24 protein-coding genes are annotated in these 22,751 nt (G+C 44.5%); 7 read left to right on the top strand and 17 right to left on the bottom strand.

The window, feature by feature from the left end:
* Positions 1–2: 2 nt before the first annotated feature.
* The 8 genes from hflK to R1T43_RS02320 form a co-directional block, all read right to left on the bottom strand.
* Positions 3–1,154: an FtsH protease activity modulator HflK gene (hflK, locus tag R1T43_RS02355; RefSeq protein WP_211070084.1), complete on the bottom strand. Its 1,152-nt coding sequence runs from the start codon at positions 1,152–1,154 to the stop codon at positions 3–5.
* A gap of 71 nt (positions 1,155–1,225) precedes the next feature.
* The gene (gene hflX, locus R1T43_RS02350; RefSeq protein WP_057795589.1) at positions 1,226–2,515 is read right to left on the bottom strand and encodes a ribosome rescue GTPase HflX; all 1,290 of its coding nucleotides are present in this window, start codon (positions 2,513–2,515) and stop codon (positions 1,226–1,228) included.
* A gap of 17 nt (positions 2,516–2,532) precedes the next feature.
* On the bottom strand, positions 2,533–2,784 hold the full coding sequence (gene hfq / locus R1T43_RS02345) for an RNA chaperone Hfq (RefSeq protein WP_013786373.1): 252 nt from the start codon (positions 2,782–2,784) through the stop codon (positions 2,533–2,535).
* 77 nt (positions 2,785–2,861) lie between these two features.
* Positions 2,862–3,755 (bottom strand): tRNA (adenosine(37)-N6)-dimethylallyltransferase MiaA, encoded by an 894-nt coding sequence (miaA, locus tag R1T43_RS02340; protein ID WP_247670651.1) that lies wholly within the window; start codon positions 3,753–3,755, stop codon positions 2,862–2,864.
* Positions 3,756–3,837: 82 nt separating this feature from the next.
* Positions 3,838–5,595 carry a DNA mismatch repair endonuclease MutL gene (gene mutL, locus R1T43_RS02335; protein ID WP_317352487.1) on the bottom strand — a complete coding sequence of 586 codons (1,758 nt, stop codon included), beginning with the start codon at positions 5,593–5,595 and terminating at the stop codon, positions 3,838–3,840.
* 35 nt (positions 5,596–5,630) lie between these two features.
* The gene (locus R1T43_RS02330) at positions 5,631–7,001 is read right to left on the bottom strand and encodes an N-acetylmuramoyl-L-alanine amidase (protein WP_317352484.1); all 1,371 of its coding nucleotides are present in this window, start codon (positions 6,999–7,001) and stop codon (positions 5,631–5,633) included.
* Positions 7,002–7,082: 81 nt separating this feature from the next.
* Positions 7,083–7,565: a tRNA (adenosine(37)-N6)-threonylcarbamoyltransferase complex ATPase subunit type 1 TsaE gene (tsaE, locus tag R1T43_RS02325; protein ID WP_317352482.1), complete on the bottom strand. Its 483-nt coding sequence runs from the start codon at positions 7,563–7,565 to the stop codon at positions 7,083–7,085.
* Positions 7,566–7,639: 74 nt separating this feature from the next.
* Positions 7,640–9,139 (bottom strand): NAD(P)H-hydrate dehydratase, encoded by a 1,500-nt coding sequence (locus R1T43_RS02320; protein ID WP_317352479.1) that lies wholly within the window; start codon positions 9,137–9,139, stop codon positions 7,640–7,642.
* 6 nt (positions 9,140–9,145) lie between these two features.
* On the opposite strand from R1T43_RS02320, the gene queG reads away from it, so the two are divergent.
* Positions 9,146–10,297, top strand: coding sequence for a tRNA epoxyqueuosine(34) reductase QueG (gene queG, locus R1T43_RS02315; RefSeq protein ID WP_317352476.1), 1,152 nt, complete (start codon positions 9,146–9,148; stop codon positions 10,295–10,297).
* 38 nt (positions 10,298–10,335) lie between these two features.
* Here the strand turns inward: queG and R1T43_RS02310 are convergent, their stop codons facing one another.
* The 3 genes from R1T43_RS02310 to nudC all read right to left on the bottom strand — a co-directional run bounded on the left by R1T43_RS02310 (position 10,336) and on the right by nudC (position 13,091).
* Positions 10,336–10,866 (bottom strand): hypothetical protein, encoded by a 531-nt coding sequence (locus R1T43_RS02310; protein ID WP_211070090.1) that lies wholly within the window; start codon positions 10,864–10,866, stop codon positions 10,336–10,338.
* 56 nt (positions 10,867–10,922) lie between these two features.
* Positions 10,923–12,014 carry a uroporphyrinogen decarboxylase gene (gene hemE / locus R1T43_RS02305; RefSeq protein ID WP_013786381.1) on the bottom strand — a complete coding sequence of 364 codons (1,092 nt, stop codon included), beginning with the start codon at positions 12,012–12,014 and terminating at the stop codon, positions 10,923–10,925.
* A gap of 243 nt (positions 12,015–12,257) precedes the next feature.
* Complete coding sequence (gene nudC / locus R1T43_RS02300) at positions 12,258–13,091, bottom strand: NAD(+) diphosphatase (protein WP_317352474.1); 834 nt, start codon at positions 13,089–13,091, stop codon at positions 12,258–12,260.
* 171 nt (positions 13,092–13,262) lie between these two features.
* On the opposite strand from nudC, the gene rsd reads away from it, so the two are divergent.
* The 5 genes from rsd to R1T43_RS02275 all read left to right on the top strand — a co-directional run bounded on the left by rsd (position 13,263) and on the right by R1T43_RS02275 (position 16,419).
* Positions 13,263–13,709 (top strand): sigma D regulator, encoded by a 447-nt coding sequence (gene rsd, locus R1T43_RS02295; RefSeq protein ID WP_057795575.1) that lies wholly within the window; start codon positions 13,263–13,265, stop codon positions 13,707–13,709.
* A 74-nt stretch (positions 13,710–13,783) separates the two neighbouring features.
* Positions 13,784–14,257 (top strand): transcriptional repressor, encoded by a 474-nt coding sequence (locus tag R1T43_RS02290; protein ID WP_057795573.1) that lies wholly within the window; start codon positions 13,784–13,786, stop codon positions 14,255–14,257.
* Positions 14,247–14,711 (top strand): chemotaxis protein CheX, encoded by a 465-nt coding sequence (locus tag R1T43_RS02285; RefSeq protein ID WP_211070092.1) that lies wholly within the window; start codon positions 14,247–14,249, stop codon positions 14,709–14,711. Before R1T43_RS02290 ends, R1T43_RS02285 begins: the two co-directional genes overlap by 11 nt.
* On the top strand, positions 14,701–15,147 hold the full coding sequence (locus R1T43_RS02280; RefSeq protein ID WP_211070093.1) for a secondary thiamine-phosphate synthase enzyme YjbQ: 447 nt from the start codon (positions 14,701–14,703) through the stop codon (positions 15,145–15,147). The genes R1T43_RS02285 and R1T43_RS02280 overlap by 11 nt, the downstream gene beginning before the upstream one ends.
* Before the next feature lie 90 nt (positions 15,148–15,237).
* Complete coding sequence (locus tag R1T43_RS02275) at positions 15,238–16,419, top strand: OmpA family protein (RefSeq protein ID WP_211070094.1); 1,182 nt, start codon at positions 15,238–15,240, stop codon at positions 16,417–16,419.
* Positions 16,420–16,533: 114 nt separating this feature from the next.
* Here the strand turns inward: R1T43_RS02275 and dnaB are convergent, their stop codons facing one another.
* The 5 genes from dnaB to R1T43_RS02250 form a co-directional block, all read right to left on the bottom strand.
* Complete coding sequence (gene dnaB, locus R1T43_RS02270) at positions 16,534–17,919, bottom strand: replicative DNA helicase (protein ID WP_013786388.1); 1,386 nt, start codon at positions 17,917–17,919, stop codon at positions 16,534–16,536.
* A gap of 98 nt (positions 17,920–18,017) precedes the next feature.
* Positions 18,018–18,488, bottom strand: a complete 471-nt coding sequence (locus tag R1T43_RS02265; RefSeq protein WP_317352466.1) for a hypothetical protein — start codon at positions 18,486–18,488, stop codon at positions 18,018–18,020.
* Between the two features lie 292 nt (positions 18,489–18,780).
* On the bottom strand, positions 18,781–19,761 hold the full coding sequence (locus R1T43_RS02260) for a hypothetical protein (RefSeq protein ID WP_317352465.1): 981 nt from the start codon (positions 19,759–19,761) through the stop codon (positions 18,781–18,783).
* An 11-nt stretch (positions 19,762–19,772) separates the two neighbouring features.
* On the bottom strand, positions 19,773–20,333 hold the full coding sequence (locus tag R1T43_RS02255) for a hypothetical protein (protein WP_317352463.1): 561 nt from the start codon (positions 20,331–20,333) through the stop codon (positions 19,773–19,775).
* On the bottom strand, positions 20,326–20,901 hold the full coding sequence (locus R1T43_RS02250) for an RNA polymerase sigma factor (protein ID WP_057796542.1): 576 nt from the start codon (positions 20,899–20,901) through the stop codon (positions 20,326–20,328). The genes R1T43_RS02255 and R1T43_RS02250 overlap by 8 nt, the downstream gene beginning before the upstream one ends.
* 130 nt (positions 20,902–21,031) lie before the next feature.
* Between R1T43_RS02250 and R1T43_RS02245 the strand changes: the two genes are divergently transcribed.
* Positions 21,032–21,673 (top strand): MOSC domain-containing protein, encoded by a 642-nt coding sequence (locus R1T43_RS02245; protein WP_317352458.1) that lies wholly within the window; start codon positions 21,032–21,034, stop codon positions 21,671–21,673.
* Here the strand turns inward: R1T43_RS02245 and R1T43_RS02240 are convergent.
* On the bottom strand, positions 21,670–22,746 hold the full coding sequence (locus tag R1T43_RS02240) for an efflux RND transporter periplasmic adaptor subunit (RefSeq protein WP_317352455.1): 1,077 nt from the start codon (positions 22,744–22,746) through the stop codon (positions 21,670–21,672). The genes R1T43_RS02245 and R1T43_RS02240 overlap by 4 nt on opposite strands.
* Positions 22,747–22,751 lie beyond the last annotated feature (5 nt).

The raw sequence follows: 22,751 nt of genomic DNA, 5'->3' as shown, positions 1-22,751 counted from the left end.
GATTATCTCCCCTCTCTGTAGCTGTCACCACGCACACCTGAGGTGGATGATGAATTGCGGCTGTTTTGGCCTTCGTCAGCCACTGGCATTTGTAACCCTTCTAACGTACTGCGTGAGCGAGGTGTTGAACTGCCTTGTTGGCGCTCCATGATTTTATCTAAAGGAAGATACATCATGTTATTTCCACCTTTACTGTCCACAAGGATTTTACTGGTATTGCCTAATACCTCTTCCATTGTTTCGATGTAAATACGTTCGCGTGTTACTACAGGTGCTCTCTCGTATTGAGGTAGCAACTCTTCAAAGCGAGCAACTTCACCTTGCGCTTCAAGGGTTACACGCTCTTTATAAGCCTGTGCTTCTTCGTTCATACGATTAACTTGACCACGGGCACGAGGTTCAATCTCACGTGCATAGGCTTCGGCTTCTCGAATAAAACGCTGTTCATCTTCCTGGGCTGAAATTGCATCATCAAATGCATCTTTCACTTGCTCAGGTGGGCGTGCATCACGGAAGTTCATGTCGATAATCGACACTCCCATGTTGTACGGTTCAATAATAGCTTGAAGCTCTTCCCAAACGCGTTGGCGAGCCACTTCACGCCCATCAGTAAGTACATCATCCATGGTTGAATGACCTACTACATAGCGGATTGCACTGTCTAAAGACTGGCTTAAGCTCGTTTCTGGGCTTTCAACAGCAAACGTCCAGCGATATGGGTCTACAACACGGAATTGCATTTCCATCTGTACGCTAACCACGTTCTCGTCTTCCGTTAGCATAGAGCCTGACGAAGATTGGTCGCGTATAGATTGCACATCCACAGGAATAACTCTGTCGATAAACGTTGGTGCCCAACGTAATCCAGGTTCAACTTGCTTAGCATACTCACCGAAACGTAATACTACGCCTCGCTCAGCTTCACGAATGGTGTAAAAACCGCTTACTGCCCAAATGATCACAACCAAGCCAATTAAAATACCAGCACCGATACCGCCCAAGCTCTTACCTGAGCCACCGCTACCGCCGCCAGACTTTCCGAACTTACCGAATAAGTTCTTGAATACATCATCTAAATCGGGGGGACCTTGATCACGTCCGCCGCGATTTTTCCACGGGTCGTTATTATTGCCACCCGGCTCATTCCAAGCCATGCTGATACTCCATAGATTACAGTTTTATTTTTGAAATTCGCATGCATTGCCGTGCTAAAAATTAGCAGCGGTTAATGTCGCACAACATACTCTGATATTCCGTTTTCTAAACGCTTTTCAAGTCTGTTCCAATCTGCCATTGGCATTCGAACATCTACCACCCAATCACCTTGATTGTCGTATTCTTCACTGGATATACAATTCAATTCAAATAGTACACCACGAAGACTACTTTGCGCTGGGGGTATTTTAAGCGTGTAGTTAACCATACTTTTACTTAAGCACTCGGTTAACGCTTGCCCAAGCAGTTCGGTGCCTTCACCGGTTTGAGCTGATAGCCAAACTCGGGTTGGAACACCTTCCTCGTTTCTTTCAATACGAGGGTTTATGTCATCTAGTTTATCAATCTTATTACATATTAGTAATTGTTGAATCTCGCTGGCGTCTATTTCTTCCAACACAGCGTTCACTTCATCAATAGTTTCACGATATTTCGCGTCTGCAATATCCACCACATGAAGCAAGAGATCAGCTTCTTGGGTTTCTTGAAGCGTGGCTTTAAATGCCGCCACTAGGTCGTGTGGTAGGTGCCTTATAAAGCCTACCGTATCGGCTAAGATGGCAGGCCCTACGTCTTTCAAATCTATTTTTCTAAGCGTAGGGTCTAACGTAGCAAACAATTGGTCTGCCGCATACACGTGCGCGTCGGTAATAGTATTGAAAAGGGTAGACTTACCAGCATTGGTATAGCCCACTAAGGATACTGTGGGAATTTCAGCACGTTTTCTAGACCTACGTCCTTGCTCGCGCTGCTTTTGTACTTTTTCTAAACGGCGAAGAATAGCTTTTATGCGCCCACGAAGTAATCGGCGGTCAGTTTCGAGCTGAGTTTCACCCGGCCCACGCAAACCTATACCCCCTTTTTGGCGCTCTAAGTGAGTCCAACCTCGAATAAGACGCGTAGAGATGTGACGCAATTGAGCGAGTTCAACCTGAAGCTTACCTTCATGCGTTCTTGCTCTTTGCGCAAATATATCGAGGATAAGCCCGGTTCTATCTAGCACTCTACATTGACAAACCGCTTCTAAGTTTCGCTCTTGAGAGGGCGACAAACTATGGTTAAAGATAACGACATTAGCGTCGTGCGCTTTAACTGCTGCTGCGATTTCTTCCGCTTTACCCGAACCCACAAAGAATTTAGCTTGGGGTGCACTTCGCGAAGTTGTGATAACTTCTACCGCGTTTACACCCGCAGAAGACACAAGCAATTCGAGCTCGGCTAAATCTTCTTTGCTGTTTTCATCAGTAAAATTAACATGAACTAGTACAGCCTGTTCACCGGCTTCATAACGGTCAAACAAGCGCGTTACCTTTTAATTTATTCAGCTTTAGTATTTTCAGATTCTCCTGTAGCACTCGGCATAGTAATAGCGCGAGCTGGAACAACGGTGGAAATAGCGTGCTTATACACCATTTGGCTTACTGTATTTTTAAGTAGAATCACGAACTGATCAAATGATTCAACTTGTCCCTGTAATTTAATGCCGTTTACCAGATAAATAGATACTGGAATACGCTCCTTGCGTAATGCATTTAAGAATGGGTCTTGTAAAGATTGCCCTTTAGCCATTTGATATCCTTAGTTTTTATTATTCGTAGCCCTTACTCTCGGCCACTGCACGTCTAATGTATACCACACTCAACTTATTAGAGTGTGACTTTCGCTGTAATTTTAGTCAAATTATCTTTACAAAATGTGTCTAGCCAAGTGAGGTTTTCCCAACCCCTAAGCCACGTAAGCTGTCGCTTAGCGAGTTGCCTAGTTGCGATAATGCCCCTTTCGCGCATTTGCTCGTAGGACAATTGGCCTTCTAAGTATTGCCACATTTGTCTATAGCCAACCGAGCGAATTGACGGTAAATCTTCGTGAAGATCGCCCCGTTCAAACAGTCGCTTAACTTCTTGTTCAAATCCATCATCTAGCATCATGTCGAATCGCTGGGCAATTCGCTCATGTAAGACGGTTCTATCTTTTGGAGCAATAGCAAATTGGCTAATATCGTAGGGGCAAGGACTGCCTTTCTCGTTTTGCCAGTCTGTTAGCGTTTTGCCCGTTCCACGAAATACTTCTAATGCTCTAGTCAATCTTTGAGGGTCGTTAGGGTGAATTCTGTCACCGCTAATAGGATCCACTCGGCAAAGCTCGTCGTGCAATTTTTGCCAACCGGAAGCTTCTGCTTCACTGGCTATTTCGCTGCGTATCTTTTCATCTGACTTAGGTAGTGGCGAAATCCCATTTATCAAGGCATTAAAGTACATCATTGTACCCCCAGCCAATATTGGTACCCTATTTCGGCTATGAATCTCTTCTATAAGCCTAATTGCATCGTTACAAAACTGTGAAACAGAGTAACTTTCTGCTGGGTCAATAATATCAATAAGATGATGAGGAACTAACGATTTCTCAGCAGCCGTAGGTTTCGCCGTACCTATATCCATATTAGTGTAGACCAAAGCTGAATCAACGCTGATAATTTCACAGTCCATTGTTTCAGCTAGCGACAGTGACAAACCTGTCTTACCTGATGCCGTTGGGCCCATAATGGAAATAACAGGTAATTGAGACTGATACTTGTCTGATGTATTCGGTGTATTCGATGTATTCAATGCAGATTTTATGCCATCAACCATGGTTATTTCCCCATGTTGAAAGCAGGCCATCTAACGAGCGCACTTTACCAAATCGCTCTATATATTCCCATTGTTTCACGTCGTTTTTCTCATCCAACCAGTGCCACAATTGTTCGCATAATATTTCATCTAAATCTTGGTCGTCAGTGAACACTATTTGAAAGCGCTTATCATCATTTGCAACGTCGCTCTCTAACAGCCTTTCAAACCAACGTATCCAAGGGAAGTGCCTTGTGCCCGCGGGTACTTGCTGCAATCTATACTTGCCCGCCACTTGGTTAATTTCAAAGTTAAGCGCGTTAAGTGCCGCAATTTTATTAGGCTCAACATGAGCAACTTCAAGCGCCACTGGCATCAACAAAGGTTGTGAATGCTCGGCCGCCTCAAATACCTCTTGTAAGTACATATTTGCGAAAGATTTCACATCCAGTAGGTAAACATTTTCATTGTGTACGTAAATTCTACAATATGAGTTTAGTGCAACATGCTGACTTTGCTCACGCTCTGATGATGGCGTGTCGCTATTTGGCGTCATTAAACGATTAAAATTAGATTGGTAAGCCGCGGTTGGCGCTTTCGATTGTCTATGCCCAGATAAAGACGCGCCACCTGAACCGCCTAAACCTGATTGAGATGACGAAGCCGGAGAATGACTTAAAGGACGTATATAATCATGACTTTGCTGCGGTGGATTAAAACTCACTGGTTCATCATAGCTCTCAGCTTCGCCATGTTGGTGAGTTTCACTCTCATTGGTAATTGAGTGCAGTGCATCACACACTGTCTTACAAATAAAATCATGTACTAAGCGCCCTTGCTGAAAGCGAACTTCATGCTTTGCCGGGTGGACGTTCACATCCACATCTTTAGGGTCTAACGTAAGGTAAACCACAAATGAAGGCTGTTCTAATACACCCCATACACTTTCGTATGCTTGCCTGATAGCATGCATAATTAACTTATCTCGCATGCCGCGCCCGTTTACAAAGCTAAACTGGCAATCGTTACTGCTACGCAGCATTACTTCGCTACCTAGCCATGCATTCATGGTAATCCCTTCGTATTCCACATTGATATGTACAGCGTTATCAATAAACTTTTGCCCTACTACAGCGGCGATACGAGGGGCAAGTGATCCGTGTTTATCGGCAATATAGCGCTTTGTCGTCTTGCCGTTATGTTTCAGAATAAAACTAGCATGGGGGTAACTAAGGGCAATGCGTTTCACCACATCTTCAATGTGTTGAAACTCTGTTTTTTCGGCACGCAGAAACTTGCGCCTCGCCGGCGTATTGTAAAAAAGGTCTGCCACATCAATCGTGGTCCCTTTGGGGTGTGCAGCTGGCTGAATATTAACTGCCATTTCCCGACCTTCGCAGTAGGCCTGCCAGGCTTCGCTTTGCGCTTCGGTTTTAGAGGTTAACGTTAAACGGCTAACCGAACTGATACTGGCGAGCGCTTCCCCACGAAAGCCTAACGATAAGATTCGCTCTAAATCATCTAATGTTGAAATTTTACTGGTGGCGTGACGACTCAGGGCAAGCTGTAATTCATCTTTAGCAATGCCTGCGCCGTTATCTTTTAAACGAATGCGTTTATGGCCGCCTTTCTCAATATCTATTTCTATTCTATCGGCGCCTGCATCTAGGCTATTTTCTAGTAACTCTTTAACCACAGACGCAGGGCGTTCAACCACTTCCCCTGCGGCAATCTGGTTGGCCAATTGTGGCGATAATAATTGTATAGACAAAAGAAACTCGTAGGTAGAAATTGATTAACGTGATGTTAGGTTCTTGGAATAGTAAGTACTTGCCCTATTCTCACCACATCACTATTTAAGTTATTGGCAGCTTTTAAGCGGCTGACGTTCACATTGTAGCGCTGCGCAAGTAGCGATAGCGACTCGCCACTTCTTACAGTATGGGTTCGACTATCTGCACGTTCAAGTGCCCATAATGTACCATCTGGGGGGACTTGCTTAAAATAGCGTTTTGCTGCGGTAAACATGGCTTTCGCCAGTTTTTCTCTATGTTTACCCCAGTTAAGGTTTTTCTCTTCTTGCGGGTTAGAAATGAACCCTACTTCAACCAAAATGGATGGAATATCCGGCGCAGTGAGTACAGCAAAGCTGGCTGCTTGAGGCGCGCGTTTGTGCAAGGAAGTCACTTGCTTCATTTCTTCAATCACTTTGTTGCCCAAGTCATGACTGGTGGCCATACTGTGGTCCATCGATAAACCAAGAATGGTTTCCGCTAAATAACGCTCACTCGATTTATCGCTGATCACTTCTGCCGCACCACCAAGTAATTCAGAGTGCCGTTCTGATTTTTCTAGCCAGCGACCTAGTTCTGTATCGGCACGGCGCATCGACAGTACCCACACAGATCCCCCTTTGGGCTGTGGTTGGCTAAACGCATCAGCGTGAATCGATATTAATAAGTCCGCTTTTTGCTTGCGAGCCAGTTCTGGGCGTTTGTTTGGCGATACATAGTAATCACCACTGCGCGTCATAATGGCCCGCATACCACGTTCACCATTAATCATGGCTTCAAGTTTTTTGGCAATGCTTAATGTAATGTGCTTTTCATACGTACCAGCTGGCCCAATGGAACCAGGGTCTTCGCCACCGTGACCTGCATCTATGGCAACAATAATATCTCGGTTTCTGTGGCTGCTCGAGCCATCCATTACAACTGAAGACGATGAAGCATTTGACGGTGGAGTACTTGATGCTGAATTATTACTACCAGCAGCTGGGGCTGCGCTATCTTTTAAATCAACTACTAACCGATGCCCATAGGGTTTAGTCGGCGTCATTGCAAATAAAGAAGGTGAAGCTGCACGGTTTAACTCAATAACCACTCGGGCTGATTGTTTATTTTTAGGTGTGGAATAGCGTACCTTTCGCACTAAATCGCCTGACTCAGATTGAAGAGATAATGCCTTGCTATCACTCGTATTCGATAAGTCGATAACCAAGCGATGTGGATTTTTAAGGGGAAAGTAGGTGAATTCGGGCGCAGACGACATATCGAGCACAATTCGCGTATTATCTGGCGAGGGCCAAATTCTTAGCCCATCAATTTGATTTTGTGCAGCATGGACAGTTTGCACTACAACCCAAATGCACATAACCGATAAAATTTTACGTACCATGCTTCGCCTTTATTTTGCTTGTTGCCACAAGCTTATAGTCGTTATTGTTTATCAAAGCTCATTAGTTTTGCGCTTTACAACTTATAGCGTTTTACAACCTTGCAATATTTTTGCGCCTTTTACGCTTGTCGCTTCTACATTGAACTGACGACCAGTTGGCACAATATTTATACTAATCACTATGTCTGGTGATGCCAAGTATTCAGCGCCATTTTCTGACCATTCTATAAGGGCAATGTTTCCGGTACCGAAATAATCTCGAATTCCCATGAACTCAAGTTCTTCTGGGTCGGCTAAACGATACAAGTCGAAATGATAAATTGAGACATTTTCTAGCTCGTAAGGTTCCACTAAGGTATAGGTCGGGCTTTTTACATTCCCATCATGCCCTAATGCTTGAATGAAGTACCGGCTGAAGGTGGTCTTTCCTGCGCCCAAGTCACCGTTTAAAAATATCACGGCATCTATTGGCTGCTGCGCCGCTACGGCATTAGCCAGATCCTTTGCCATTGCTGACGTATCTTCAGGTGTTGCAGCAAAAAATGAAGAGTGCGGGTAAGACATCTTTTTAACGTTCCACATGACTAAACTAAAAGGCTGATATTGGCATTAAGCCTACACAGCCCATGCCAATAGATTTACTGATTAATTAACGCACGTACGGCATCAAATAGATCACTGGCTATCATACCACGTTGTCCGTAAAGCTGGGCAATATCATCGCCCGCTTTAGCATGCAACACCACGCCGTACTTAGCGGCAATATCAACGCTAAGCCCTTGCGCCATAAGCGCGCCTAATATACCGCTTAGTACATCACCGCTTCCCGCGGTTGCCATACCAGGGTTACCATGGCGACAAACCCACGTTTTCTTTTCGTTATCGATAAGCGTACCGGCCCCTTTTAAAACACATACTGCATGGTAGCGCTGCGAACATTGTCTGGCGTAATTGAATCGGTCGCTTTCTACATCTTCAACCGACACTCCTAGCAGTCGACCAGCCTCTCCCGCATGAGGAGTAAGTACGCAGTGTTCTAGTGTGTATGCGGTTGACTGTTTGCATAAAAGATTAAGCGCGTCAGCATCGATGACAATAGGTTTATTCTCACTTTGACAGTGTTTGAGTACGCTAGTGAACACACTTTGTGACCATTCATCTTGACCAAGTCCTGGACCAATGACTACGCATGACGCCCATGCTAAGGCATCATCTAAGTGGCTTGATGTCACCATCAGCTCAGGTCGACCTGCACTAACCTGAATAGTAGACGCCTCGTGGGTATAAACCCGCACCATACCGGCACCACTTCGAAGGGCCGCTTCCCCAGCAAGCCTAATAGCGCCGGCCGTTCCACGATTTCCGCCCACACACAGCAACCTGCCATAGGTGCCTTTGTGGCTGTGAACATCCCGAGGCCCCATGCCTTTGAAGTGCTCAATATTTAATAAGGTGGCGCTGTCTTTTGCTAAGGTCTGAAACGCTTTACCTATTTCTAAATCAGCGTACACCAGCTTTCCGCAAGACTGCTTACCTGCCCCTGTGACTAACCCAGGTTTGATGCCTACAAAGGTAACGGTGACATCGGCTTGAACGCAGCGCCCTAAACTTTGGCCTGTGTTCGCATCTAATCCTGAAGGTACATCAATACTGACCACTGGGGTTGATGAATCGTTGATAGCGTCGATAACATCGGCGAATTCATTGCGAATGTAGCTGTTAATTCCTGTACCTAATAATGCATCGATGACTACGTCTGCTTTTTCAATCAGGCCAACATCGAAAGGTTTAATACTGCCGCCAGCATCTAGCCACTGTTTTTGTGCAGTACCGGCATCACCTTCTAACACGCGGTCAGGTTCAATTGCGCAAACATGCACTTTTTTACCCGCTTTTTTCGCATTTATTGCGGTGATGTAACCATCGCCAGCATTGTTACCTTGGCCTAGTAAAATTAAATACACATCAGAATTAGCAAATAAACTTTGGCACTGTTCAAATACAGCACCGCCGGCGCGTTGCATTAACGTGAACATATCACAGCCAGACTGAGCAGCCGCTTCGGCTTCATTTTCTCTGACCTGATCGGCCCGAAACAGTTTGTATGATAAACTTGAGGTGAGTTGAGTATCTAGCATAAGTACATGTCCACTATAAATTCTATCGACCTAATTCAATTGACCCAAGATATCAAGGCTTGGGGCCGCGCGCTAGGCTTTCAGCAAGTTGGTATTAGCGACATTGATTTACATCAGCATGAAGCCCATTTAACTAAGTGGTTAGAGAACGGCTATCACGGCGACATGGCCTTTATGGCTAACCATGGAATGAAGCGGGCCCGGCCCGACGAACTTGTGCCAGGCACGCTGCGGGTTATTAGTGTGAGAATGAACTACCTTCCACCCGATGCCTCGTTCGCAAAACATTTAAGCCAACCAGATACAGGGTATATCAGTCGTTATGCACTTGGCCGCGATTATCACAAGGTATTACGTAAGCGTTTGAAGCAACTGGGTGAGAAAATTACCACCGCGCTGAGTGACACCCAGTACCGTCCGTTTGTAGATTCAGCGCCGGTATTGGAACACGCTATTGCAGAAAAAGCGGGAATAGGCTGGACGGGAAAACACAGCTTAACCATTAATAAAGAAGCAGGTTCTTGGTTCTTTTTAGGTGAGCTTTTTATTAACTTGCCCTTACCTATCGATTCACCAATAGAAGAAGGCTGTGGCACGTGTACGGCATGCCTAACTATCTGCCCTACTAACGCAATAGTAGCGCCTTATAAAGTAGACGCTAGGCGTTGTATTTCCTACCTGACTATTGAATCAGACAAAGACATTCCCGAGGAACTTCGCCCTTTAATGGGTAATCGAATTTATGGCTGTGATGACTGTCAACTTATCTGCCCGTGGAATCGTTATGCTGATATCACTGAAGAAGAAGACTTTCACCCCAGAAAAGTATTGCACGGGCAAAGCCTGACAACCCTATTTTCATGGGATGAAGCTACCTTTTTAGTTAATACCGAAGGTTCGCCCATTCGCCGAATTGGGTTTGAAAAATGGCAACGTAATATTGCCGTCGCATTGGGAAATGCCAAATATAGCGAACAGACAGTTAACACCCTTCAGGCAAACCTTGGGAAGGTGAGTGATAAAGTCGACCGGCACATTTTATGGGCATTAGCGCAACAGGAAAATAAAAAAACAGGATTAGCGTTAGAAGAAAAGGCGAATAGACAACAAAAAAGACTAACCAGAGCAGTTGAGAAAGGCTTGCCCAGAGACGCGTAATAAAACGCGTACACAAAGCTGGTTAGCCTATCACCTGACTAAGTAGTTGCATCACTGATAAGCACGGGCTTTGATGAAAACTTAACACCAATTCGGGGGTTTCCCTCTTCAATATTGCTCACTTCAAGCATTTCACCGAATTGCCACCACGACTGGGATTTCAAGTCATCAAGCATGCGCTCGAACCCTGCATGGCTGCCAGAGTATTCCCCCGTAAACTCACATTCTGATTGCGTGCATTGAAACGTATTCAGTGTAAGTTTTTGACCACTGGGGTGAAACGCTAAAAATTCCGTTATTTCGTTTTGAACCTGAAATTCAGAAAGATCTTCATTGGTAGCGAGTATATGCGCGCTCGTCGGGGGCTGGGCGTATGCTTCGCCAGACATTTGAGGGGTAGCTTTAATCACCCTAAGATTGCTACTTGCGGTGGTGCGCGAACGCTCCAGCACAGTATTCAAACGCTCTTTTTCCACGTTGGAATTAGCCAACTTACCGTGGTAAAAGCCGAACTGATAACCTGTCACGGCAATAAAGAGAATGAGTACAATAACAACCCAGGGTTTCATGATTTCCTTACCAACTTGTTGGCGAGTCGTAGCTAAACATTTAGCTACGAATATAACTACTTATGATAAGGCGCGCTGAGTTCGTGAACTGAATTCACAAACACACCTGCATTTTCTGGTGGCACATCTAAGTGAATACCGTGACCTAGATTGAATACATGGCCAGAGCCTTCACCATAACCCGATAGAATAGTGCCAACTTCTTCACGAATTCTTTCCGGCGAAGCATAAAGCATGGAAGGGTCCATATTGCCTTGTAGTGCTACCTTGTCACCAATACGTGCACGTGCTTCAGCAATATCAATCGTCCAATCAAGGCCTACCGCATCACAACCTGTAGCAGCAATTGACTCTAACCACATGCCGCCGTTTTTGGTAAACAAAGTAACCGGTACTTTTCTTCCATCGGCTTCACGGGTAAGTCCATCAACAATACGCGCCATATATTGCAATGAAAAGTCTTTATAATCACGTGGTGACAACACACCGCCCCACGTATCGAATATCATGACTGATTGTGCACCTGCTGCAATTTGAGCATTGAGGTATTCCGTTACGGAATCAGCCAGCTTCTCTAGTAAGGCATGTAAGATAGCCGGTTCAGCAAACGCCATTTTTTTGATTTTAGTGAAGGCCTTACTTGAGCCACCTTCCACCATATAAGTAGCAAGCGTCCAAGGACTGCCAGAAAAACCAATTAAAGGCACGTCGCCATTTAGTTCACGGCGGATGGTGCGCACTGCATTCATTACATACTGCAGTTCACCTTCTGGGTCCGGCAAACCAATTTTATCGACATCGGCTTTACAGGTAATTGGCTTTTTAAAACGCGGGCCTTCGCCAGTTTCGAAATAAAGCTCTAAGCCCATCGCATCAGGAATCGTTAGAATGTCTGAAAATAAAATAGCGGCATCTAGTGGAAAACGACGAAGAGGCTGTAAAGTCACCTCACAGGCAAGCTCCGCATTTTTGCATAACGACATAAAGTCGCCGGCGACTGCTCGCGTTGCTTTATATTCAGGTAAATAGCGGCCAGCTTGTCGCATCATCCATACAGGGGTGACATCGACAGGTTGCTTTGATAAAGCCCGTAGGTAACGATCATTCTTTAAAGCGGGTTTAGCAGCACTGGTAGCTTTTTGCGACATATATTCACCTGAAATTAGAAAAACAAAACGGCGAAATTATACCAGCATTCATTTCATTTTGTGCTAAAAAGCTGTCTTAATTTGGCAACTTGCGATACTTGCCCATAATAATGCGACGAACAATACTTGAAAAAGGGGCTTGCACTAATAGTAAGTGTTTGCTACTAATAGATACAGCAACGACAAAGAAGCCCGCAAAGGGACCGTGCTAAACTCATTGAAACCCTGCTTCGGCAGGGTTTTTTATTTGTCTTCTAATTGCGACAGTGTTTTGGCAATGAGTTGGCCTGCAATAGAGAATGGCGGTGGAATGGTTGGCAATGCATCAACACTAAACCACTGTGCATCATCAATTTCATTTTCCTGACACCGAATTTCACCACTCTCATACTCAGCAATAAATCCAACCATTATAGAATGCGGGAATGGCCATGGCTGGCTATCGATGTAGCGTAAGTTCTTAACTTTTACCCCCACCTCTTCGAATACTTCCCTGTGAACGGCTTCTTCTAAACTTTCGCCGCTTTCTACAAAACCAGCAAGGGTTGAATACATATTCGCTTCTTTGTGCCTAACGCCTTTTGCCAATAGCAATTTTTCATTATTGTGTATTGAAACAATGATGCATGGTGATACACGAGGGTAACTTCTGTGATGGCAGCGATGGCAATGCACGGCCATTTCCCAATTCACTCTTTCGGTATGTGAACCACATTGACCACAAAACTGATGCGTTCTTAAAAAATGGACATACTGCCACGCCCGACCTATGACTGAAAAACCGATATCTTGTTGCTCAAACAATAATTGTCGTAATGACACCGACTCCCATTGTTCGTCTTCTATGGTTTCAGCACCAAGGTCGACAACAAAGACAGGTTCATTTTTATGAGCTGACTCATGTAATGGAGGGAGTTGATGAATCTCTTCGCGATAGTTTTCAAGAAAGGTAAATTCATTGATATGCGCTAAAGGAACGTTTATTTCGCCTTTACGAATGACAATGCGACCCTTGGAAAAAATGATCCATTGCCCAATCTCAGTCTCGATTTCACTATCGCTGCGCTTTATCATCATAAAACTGTCATCCAACCATTAAAGATATACAAGGTAAGATAACATATATTTAATTGCGACAACGAAGTGGGTTCAATTTGTGTCGTATAGGCTGAGTGTTATACTAGGTTAAAATGCTGGTAAATAGCAGGTGCTGAATTAATAAAAAGCGCTGATTGAAAGGATCATGAAATGTTACAGCAGTTAGAGAAGGTAAAAGTAAAATGGGGCGGCAAAAGTGACACTGTCGATAATTGGCTGTTAGCCAGACAGTCACTGCTGGTGTCCTATTGCCATTTAGCCGGTTTAGACCAGCAAGGCGAGTCATTGCCTGAAGCAAATGACATCGCTAATTTTTGTGAAAACCTAATGGATTACCTTTCCGCTGGGCACTTTGAAGTCTTTGATATGTTGGTTGACGATGAAGCAGAAGGAAAAGCGTTAAAACAGCGTCTTTACCCAAAACTTACGCAAACCACTGACTCAGCCCTACAATTTAATGATAAATTCGCAGAGGCACTTACTATTGAACAAGCGGCTGTTTTTGACAGTGAACTTGCGAATATTGGTGAAACTCTTGAAGAGCGCTTTGCTTTAGAGGACCAATTAATTGCACATATGTACGCCAGCGTAGAGTAAATAAAGCGGGTAAACATCTGTCATTAATGACGCCATTACCAATATAATTAGTAAAATAGCCACGGTAGCAATAAATGAATAAAGCCACGCTTATCCACAAGGCTCGCGCATACTGCGAACAAAGAGGCGCTAGATTTACCCCTCTTAGAGAGAAAGTGTACGAAATATTAGTCGCAAAGCACGGTCCAATGGGGGCCTACGATTTGCTAGATGCGCTAAAAGAGACTGAGTCCGGTGCAAAACCTGCCACCGTTTACCGAGCCCTCGATTTTTTACTCGATTTCGGTTTTATTCATCGTCTTGAGTCGACCAATGCATTCGTAGCCTGTTATCATTTTGGTTGCAACCACCCTGTTCAGTTCCTTATTTGCGACAGTTGTGGTGACGTTGCAGAGATACAGTCTGAAGGTTTGAAAGAAACATTAGATAGTCAGGCAGAGGCCAACGGCTTCAAAGTGTCTAAACAAACAATAGAAGCGCATGGTCTTTGTGCTGATTGTCAACAAACGGAAAATACCGTTGCAAAGGAGCACTCCCATGAATGCTGAATTCGTTAATCCGTTTATCTCTGGTTTACTTAATGTATTAGAGACCATGGCGCAAACCAAACTTACTCCGGGTAAACCCAAACGCAAGCAAGGCGATGTAGCTAAAGGCGATGTGTCTGGGTTAATCGGTATGGTTGGCCCAAGTGTACGCGGCTCTATGTCGATTACCTTTGAAGAATCACTTGCCCTTACCATTATGGAACGCATGGTTGGAGAGCGCCCTGAAAAACTTGATGCGGAAGTTGGGGATATGGTTGGCGAAGTCACTAATATGATATGCGGAGCGGCAAAACGCGACCTTGCAGAGCGTGGGTTTGAATTTGGAATGGCGACACCTATTGTTGTGTCTGGTAAGCAGCATACCATCAGCCATCAGGTCAGCGGCGCGAAAATCATTCTTCCGTTTATGTGTGATGAAGGATTGGCGCATTTAGAGATCTGCTTTGACAAATAATTCCTGGTACTCTGAAAAAATTACACTACCTGAATTTCCTCGTGGCTTTCATATAGTAACAGAGTATATAATTAGCGCTTTACCCATGCTGCAAAATATTGAGGTAGGTCTTCTTCATTTATGGCTCCAACACACCAGTGCTAGCCTTACAATAAATGAAAATGCAGATCCGACGGTTAGGTCGGATATGGAGGCCTTCTTTAACTATAGTGTAAAAGAAAACTTGCCCTTTTTCCGGCATACTTACGAAGGTAGTGATGATATGCCGGCTCACTTGAAATCAAGTCTGCTGGGGTGTCAGGTTTCAATACCGGTGGAGAAAGGGAGGCTACAACTTGGTACTTGGCAGGGCATCATGCTAGGCGAGCACCGAGATATTGGCGGCCAACGAACGATTATTGCCACATTACAAGGGCTAGCGACATCGCCTATATAACAAAATGGCATATTAATTGCTTAGAACAACTAAGCACAAGCTAGAATTATCATAAATCGATAATCACTCAACGTTTAACAGGATGTGACTATGAAAAAACACTTTAAATTAGCGGCACTTTCGCTTGCCGTACTTTCATCAACTACCTTTGCACAAGATTCTTCTGAGCCAGAGTATAAAAACTGGTTTGGTATTTCTGGCCTTTATTACAACACTGACGTTGAACGTCCTACTACTGAAGTACTAGATGACGGCCAAGGCGTATCATTCGAGTACGGTTTCCGCTTCACTCAAAGCTGGGCAGCACGTGTTGAATTTACTGCTCTAGAACTAGACTACGTTGGTGGTTCTAGCGATGATGGCGAAATGGTAGGTGTTGATGCACTTTACTTCATGCCTAACGATGCATGGTACTTATTCGGTGGTGTTAAACGTCAATCAGTAGGCGAATCAACCACACTAGGTAACATCGGTATTGGTAAACACTGGGATATCTCTGAGTCTGTTAAGATTGTTACAGAGATTGCTACTTACCATGACTTTGGTGAAGACTATAACGATTACAGCGTAAAAGTTGGTTTAGCGATTCCTTTCGGTAAATCTACTCCGTCTGCGCCTAAAGATGCTGACAACGATGGCGTAATCGACAGCCGTGACCAGTGTCCTATGACTCCAGCTGGTGTTCGTGTTGATGCAACTGGTTGTAGCGTTGATAACGACAACGATGGCGTGCTTAACAGTGTAGACCAGTGTCCTAACACTCCAGCAGGTACTGTTGTTGATGCTAAAGGTTGTGCACTTAAAGATGCTGACAACGATGGCGTTGTAGATTCAAAAGACATGTGCCCAGACACAGCTGCTGGCGTTAAAGTTGACGCTAAAGGTTGTACAGTATTTGACGAAGAAACAGTAGAAATTACACTACGCGTTCTTTTCGACAATGAAAGCTCTGTTGTTAAAGCACCTCGTGACCCAGAAATCTCTGAATTTGCTGAGTTCATGAAACAGTACACTAACACTACTGCGGTAATTGAAGGTCACACTTCTGCACCAGGTTCTGAAGCATACAACATGGATCTTTCAGAAGACCGTGCTGCATCTTTCAAAGAAGTAATGGTAGACATGTACGATATCGACGCTAGCCGTTTAGAAACTGTTGGTTACGGTGAGACTCGTTTACTAGATACAGCTAAAAATGCCGAAGCACATCGTGTTAACCGTCGCATCTCTGTGACTGTTAAAGATACTGTTAAGGTTCCTGAAGAGAAGTAAGCTTCCCTCAGACACAAAAAAGGCGCCTAATTGGCGCCTTTTTTATTACTCATTTCTGCTCATTCCAACAATTAACCTTATCGCTATGCATCGATAGCAAACGTTTCTACTAGGTTAATATTCGTCAGGCATTGCTGGACCAGCATAATTGTCAAAACGAGAGAACTGGCCTTGGAAGGTAAGACGGCTGGTTCCAATAGGACCATTACGTTGTTTACCAATAATAATCTCTGCTACGCCCTTCTCTTCACTGTTCTCGTGATAAACCTCATCACGGTAGATAAACATAATAAGGTCGGCATCCTGCTCGATAGAGCCCGATTCACGCAAGTCTGAGTTTACTGGCCGTTTATCGGCCCGTTGCTCTAGGCTTCGGTTAAGCTGCGATAGGGCTACCACTGGCACTTCCAACTCTTTTGCTAATGCTTTAAGTGAGCGGGAAATTTCAGCAATTTCTAAGGTTCTGTTATCACTTAATGAAGGTACGCGCATAAGTTGAAGGTAATCAATCATGATCAAGCTTATTCCACCACGTTCACGAGCGAGTTTACGCGCTCGGCTTCTAACATCCATGGGGGTAAGGCCAGATGAATCATCAACAAATAATCTGTCTTTGTCTTTCAACATCGCCATGGTGTTAGAAATGCGTGCCCAATCTTCGTCATCCAACTGAGCGGTACGAATTTTGGTTTGATCCACTCGGCTAAGTGATGCCAGCATACGCATCATGATTTGTTCAGAAGGCATCTCTAAACTAAACACTAATACCGGCTTTTCCTCAGACATCATGGCATTTTCAACCAAGTTCATCGCAAAGGTGGTTTTACCCATTGAAGGACGAGCAGCAACAATAATTAAGTCTGAAGGCTGCAAACCACTGGTCTTTTTATCTAAGTCGGTGAAGCCGGTAGTGACACCCGTCACTTCTTTATTGGTCTTAACCAACACTTCAAGACGGTCGATGGTTTTACCCAGTACCGCTTCTACATCGCGAGGACCTTCATTTTCACCGGTGCGGCGCTCTGCAATTTCAAATACTTTGCTTTCGGCTAAGTCGAGAATGTCAGCGCTGTCTCGACCTTCGGGGTTATATCCGACTTCCGCGATTTCATGAGCCACACCAATAAGCTCACGTGTAATTGCACGTTCACTGATAATTTGTGCATATGACACCACGTTCGCAGAACTTGGTGTATTTTTAGCGAGTTCACCGAGATAAGCAAAGCCACCTGCATTTTCAAGTTCATCGTGCTTTTCAAGCTCTTCCGATACGGTAATAAGGTCGACTGGCGCGCTTCTATTTAACAAACGAGTAATGGCGCTATAAATGGTTTGATGCGAGCGGTTATAAAAGTCGGTATCAGTAACGAGTTCCGCTACTTTGTCCCAACTTTCTGGATCTATAAGCATACTGCCAAGAACAGACTGTTCGGCCTCAATACTATGAGGAGGAACTTTCAACTTCTCTACATTATTATCGCCTTTTGGAGGGGATACCACTTACACTACCTATTCTGTTTACTTGAAGCACGGCCGACTATTATGCGCTTTTGCGCATCGTTGAACAATAAAGAAGAGGACCATAAATGAAGGTTAATTTAGATCGTTTTTTCAATGCGGAAAAAAGTGCCATCAAAAACGGTATAAGCAACATTGTGCTCTTGAAACAACAGCACTGAACCTAACGCCTGTGGGCCATTAGCACACGAAAGCTCGACCTGCGTAATTTTACCATCATCGAAACCTAACGCGTTGCCCTCTATTTTAAAATTAGTGGCTATTTGGTCGGAATCAATTTTTTCCTCAGTATACGTAGGAGACTCACATGCCTGCTGATTCAGTTGTGCGCCATCTGCATGGTAAACTAACGAACTGCCTAACACATCGTTAGCTTCTGTAGCGCTGTGTGCTGAGATACCTGGCTGGTAAGCTTGGGTTACCACCCATGTACCTTCAAAAAAAGCAGGATCTTGTACTGCGCATCCTAATGTTAATACGCTGATGCTTATCGCGCCGGCTATAAGGCCGTGAAAGCGCCAAAAGCGTTTTAAATGGCTAAGAATATTCAAAGCTCTTTCCCTAATTATTGATTATTTAGCGCTATTTGCGGATATCGACTTTGCTATTTTGACGTGGGGAGAAAGGTTACGTTCACTAGCGTGGGGTAAATAGACACAAAACTGCGGCGGACAGATTAATTGCGTGTGAATTATGCGAAATATGGTGTAGCACCATGTCGCAATCGAGCGCTAACTGAATAGCAACCTGATAGCAATCTGCCCTAACTTAATCTATGTATGGGGGCGTTAGTGCTTTTTTCAAGCAAAAACGCCTATGTTTTCATTACCTCGACCCTTGCCGCTACTGCGTATCCAAGGTGATACGCCCGTTTACTGTTGAGATATCAACGTTTGCAGAACCACCATTATTAATAAATCGTAGCCAACTGCTAGGGCCGTATTTTGGTTTTTTAACTGCATCACTACTTACGTTATTAATAATCTTGCCACCTGCATGCGTCTCAATATCAAATTGTGCCGATACTTCAGGTTGAAGGTTAAAACGTAATTCCCCGCCTACCGAACTGGCTTTCAGTCGCCCATTTTCGTTTAAGTGCAAGCGCGCATTCGTGGTGCCATTCACAGTGGTCACACTAAGAGAATCTATTTTCTCTAAGGTTAAATCAATGCCTCCATTGACGGTTTCCACGGCTACGTCAGGGCTGGTGGTACTTAACCTTAAGTCACCATTAACGGCAAGAAACGTCACATTTTCCTTGCCGGAATGAACGGCTTCCACATCGCCATTCACCGTTTCAATATCCAGTTTTCCTTTAACATTGTTCAACGTAATGTCACCGTTTACCGATTCTACTTTAACGCGCTTTCCAATATCGGTTAATTCAACATCTCCGTTTACCACTTCAACATTAACACTTTGGACTATGTCGTTTATTTGCACATCGGCATTAACCGCGGTGTAGTTAACGTCGCTAGATTTAGGCACAAAAATAACGAGGTCATCACCTTCATCTTTGTTTTTCCACCAGTGCTTGCCGCTACGCTCCACTTCAACATGAATAACAATAACATTGCCACGTTGCTCAAAGATAAATTCATCTGTGTTGTCACCCAGTTCCCCAGTAACGTGTACTTGCGGTTTATCCCAGCCTCTAATTTCAGCGTCACCGTTAACGTGCTCTATATCGATTTTCACATTATTGGGGGCATCAAGTACGCGGTCTATTTTCTCACCTGCATGCGCAGTCAACGCCAACATTGTGCTACTTAAAAGCACACCATGAAAAAGTACACTAGCTAAGGTTTTGCGAATGATAGTCATAATAAAACTCCTTAAATTTGTTGCCATTTGGGCGCGTGCACTCGCTCAATCAATGTGATTTGCTGTTGATATACATGTTTCAACATCTTTAATAGTGCTCGATTGTTTGGATCATCTTTTAATGCTGCTTTTATCACGCCAGCAGCATCGTCTAACTCTTTTAATTGCGCCTGCCAGTTTTCACTTAGTTCTGGCGCACTGTCGTAACTTGCTAGCAATGTGCTCATCTGATCATCCTGCTGCTCACTTAGTGCATCAACTAACGCATAACCTGAAAGCTTAGGTTGCTCATCGCTCGTTTCACCACTAGTAAAAGCAGGTGAGAAAAACCAAATAACACTGACCAGCATGGCACTTGCCGCCATAGCCAACCATGGTTTGGTAGATAAGCGAGTAACGGTACTAGGCTTCTCTTGCCCCAGGGGCGCGTTATGTAGCTCATTATTATCGGCACCGCTACTTTCTTGGCTGTGTAGTGACAATTCAATACCACGCCATAAATCTCTTTCAGGCTCACGGGTTTTCGGTAGGCGTTGAATCTCAGCATCTAAGGCTTTATCAAACTTATTCATCTTCACACCCCATCCAGGTTTTTAGCAGTTGTTTAGCGCGATGAAACTGGGCTTTGCTGGTTCCAACTGCCATATCTAACATTTGTGCAATATCTTCATGCCGATAGCCTTCAATGGCGTGCAGTACGAATACCATTCGTGCTCTTTGTGGCAATCTAACCACTAATGCTTCTAAATCGACTTGGCTACTGTCTGCCTCTGCTGGCATTTCCATCGCTGGACTGGTTTCAATATTAAACATACGTTGCACCCAATTGCGCTGCTTACGTAAATACGACACGGTCACATTGGCTGATACACTATGTAGCCAAGTTGAAAACTGGCTTTGTCCATCGAATCTGTCTAACTTTGACCATAACTGAATAAACACTTCTTGTGTGGCGTCTTCGGCGAGACCACGGTCGCCGGTTAAACGAAAACACAGTGCGTACACTCGCCCGACATGATTATGGTACAAGGTTTTGTAGGCCACTTTATCACCCTGTTTAGCCGCGAGAATAACCGCGGCTTCGCGCTGGCTTTCATCGTCACTAGTCAGGTTGGTAACCTTTGCTAAAGTGCGCTCCATGACAATCTCATTTTTTTTCGTAAACCGATTTTTTCGACATTTTTGGCTTACCATCTTGTTATTCTTAAAAGGTTAGTCGTACCCTATGCGATAAAGGTTTAAATTAGCAAAACTTATTTTTGGAGTTTGTATGTCCTCACCCTTGAAAGTGGATGCTTTATTCGCCGGTCAGCCTCAACCACTTGGCCCGCGAGGTGCCCCAAGCAGTATTGTAAAAAGTGCCGTGTCGCAGCTAACCGTCCATCTTGATTGTACCGACGAAGATCAACAATCAAACAAGAAGCTTCATGGCGGACCTGAAAAGGTTTTGCATCAATTTAGCCCCCTTCATTACTTCACGTTACGTAAGCATTTTCCAGACGGTGAGTTCGAGCCTGGTAGTATTGGGGAAAATATCAGCGTGGATGGTATGGACGATGCCACGGTTTATATCGGCGACGTATGGAAGTTCGGTGAGGTTGTACTGCAAGTCAGTGCACCTAGAGCACCATGCAGTAAAATATCCCAGCGTTTCAATATTCAAAACCTAGACAGATTTGTTGGTGAGCGAGGGATAACGGGTTGGTACTATCGCGTGATTAAGACCGGTGTAATTAACGTAGGCGACTCGGTAACCCTGGTTAGCAGAGAAGGCGACACCGTTAATGTACAAACACTTATGCGCTGTGCACACACTAAAACCGATGTCGAATTAGCGACCAAACTGGCAAACTTAGCCATTATTGATGATGAATGGCGGGATAAGTGCGCGCGCATAAGCCGAAAAGGCTAGTTGCGCGCTGTCAGGCTATCGCCTTCCCACTCATGACGCACCTTTTGACCTTGTTTTAAACGCTCGGCCCCACGAATAACAACCAGTTGCGTGGGGTCTACTTCACCAAAGACTTCAATTCTACTCCCCATACCTACCCCGGTTTCTACTTTAACTTGCTGGGCCTCATTATCTTGATTGAGTTGATAAATATAGGTACCGGATTTTCGTAAAACTAGCGCATCTCTAGGAATGGTTACACCACCATGCTCTTCACTGCTAGGCACAGCCACCCTTACTGCACTTCCAATAGGGAAATCTCCGGGTTTAAGGGCAATACGCATTTCCATCATGCGAGAGTTTTGATTACCCACAGGAACAATAGCCCGCACCGACTCCATTACCCCGTGGGTTTTACTTAGCACATTAACTTGCATTCCACTTTCAATGAAAGGCAATACGGAAAGCGGCGCCTTCACCTGCACCTCTATATTATTAGGGTTAACTACTCTAATCAGGGTTTGACCAATACTGGTGTATTCTCCAGGAGCTTGTATGCGGTCGACCACTAAGGCGGTAAAGGGTGCTTTTACACTACTTTGGCGAATGTGATATTCGGTTAAATTTTTTGCCAACGTGGCTTGCTCTAGCTCCTGACGCGCGTTTTCTAAATCAGCCACTACGGTTTCTAGCTCACCCCGCGACGTATTTCTGCTGGCTTCCAAGTTTTCATAACGTGCTAAGCGCTTTTCAAATAAAGTCACCTGAGCACGCCATCGTGCAATGTTGGATTGATTTTGACTCAGCGTAATTTGCAATCGGGTATCATCAATTTTGGCTAAAACTTCGCCCGCCGCAACACTGTCACCTACATTCGCCATCCACGTGATTCGGCCATCAACTTCAGAGGCGACATCTGAATCAGTTTGACTCATCACGGTACCTGGCACCCAAGTTAATGCTGTTATCGCCTCTTCTCTGGCTTCATCAACTTGAACCAAGATGGGTGGAGGCGTTTTATCCGCTTCTTGTGCAATAAGGTTCAGCGACAAACAACACACGCTTATGCCTACTAGGCCTATTTTTATATTCATGGTGG

Source organism: Alteromonas sp. CI.11.F.A3 (assembly GCF_032925565.1).
Taxonomy (GTDB): Bacteria; Pseudomonadota; Gammaproteobacteria; order Enterobacterales; family Alteromonadaceae; genus Alteromonas.
The sequence above is the reverse complement of the archived record's forward strand: the minus strand, read 5'-3'. Positions and strand labels throughout refer to the sequence as shown.

Bases quoted from the DNA above. Each gene is read 5' to 3' on its own strand.
- R1T43_RS02320 (WP_317352479.1), bottom strand. From the start codon at position 9,139: ATGCTAGATACTCAACTCACCTCAAGTTTATCATACAAACTGTTTCGG.
- queG (WP_317352476.1), top strand. From the start codon at position 9,146: ATGTCCACTATAAATTCTATCGACCTAATTCAATTGACCCAAGATATC.
- R1T43_RS02275 (WP_211070094.1), top strand. From the start codon at position 15,238: ATGAAAAAACACTTTAAATTAGCGGCACTTTCGCTTGCCGTACTTTCA.
- R1T43_RS02255 (WP_317352463.1), bottom strand. From the start codon at position 20,333: ATGAATAAGTTTGATAAAGCCTTAGATGCTGAGATTCAACGCCTACCG.
- hflK (WP_211070084.1), bottom strand. From the start codon at position 1,154: ATGGCTTGGAATGAGCCGGGTGGCAATAATAACGACCCGTGGAAAAAT.
- nudC (WP_317352474.1), bottom strand. From the start codon at position 13,091: ATGATGATAAAGCGCAGCGATAGTGAAATCGAGACTGAGATTGGGCAA.
- R1T43_RS02260 (WP_317352465.1), bottom strand. From the start codon at position 19,761: ATGACTATCATTCGCAAAACCTTAGCTAGTGTACTTTTTCATGGTGTG.
- R1T43_RS02290 (WP_057795573.1), top strand. From the start codon at position 13,784: ATGAATAAAGCCACGCTTATCCACAAGGCTCGCGCATACTGCGAACAA.
- miaA (WP_247670651.1), bottom strand. From the start codon at position 3,755: ATGGGCCCAACGGCATCAGGTAAGACAGGTTTGTCACTGTCGCTAGCT.
- tsaE (WP_317352482.1), bottom strand. From the start codon at position 7,565: ATGTCTTACCCGCACTCTTCATTTTTTGCTGCAACACCTGAAGATACG.
- rsd (WP_057795575.1), top strand. From the start codon at position 13,263: ATGTTACAGCAGTTAGAGAAGGTAAAAGTAAAATGGGGCGGCAAAAGT.
- R1T43_RS02240 (WP_317352455.1), bottom strand. From the start codon at position 22,746: ATGAATATAAAAATAGGCCTAGTAGGCATAAGCGTGTGTTGTTTGTCG.
- R1T43_RS02245 (WP_317352458.1), top strand. From the start codon at position 21,032: ATGTCCTCACCCTTGAAAGTGGATGCTTTATTCGCCGGTCAGCCTCAA.
- R1T43_RS02285 (WP_211070092.1), top strand. From the start codon at position 14,247: ATGAATGCTGAATTCGTTAATCCGTTTATCTCTGGTTTACTTAATGTA.
- R1T43_RS02310 (WP_211070090.1), bottom strand. From the start codon at position 10,866: ATGAAACCCTGGGTTGTTATTGTACTCATTCTCTTTATTGCCGTGACA.
- hemE (WP_013786381.1), bottom strand. From the start codon at position 12,014: ATGTCGCAAAAAGCTACCAGTGCTGCTAAACCCGCTTTAAAGAATGAT.
- R1T43_RS02250 (WP_057796542.1), bottom strand. From the start codon at position 20,901: ATGGAGCGCACTTTAGCAAAGGTTACCAACCTGACTAGTGACGATGAA.
- R1T43_RS02330 (WP_317352484.1), bottom strand. From the start codon at position 7,001: ATGGTACGTAAAATTTTATCGGTTATGTGCATTTGGGTTGTAGTGCAA.
- hfq (WP_013786373.1), bottom strand. From the start codon at position 2,784: ATGGCTAAAGGGCAATCTTTACAAGACCCATTCTTAAATGCATTACGC.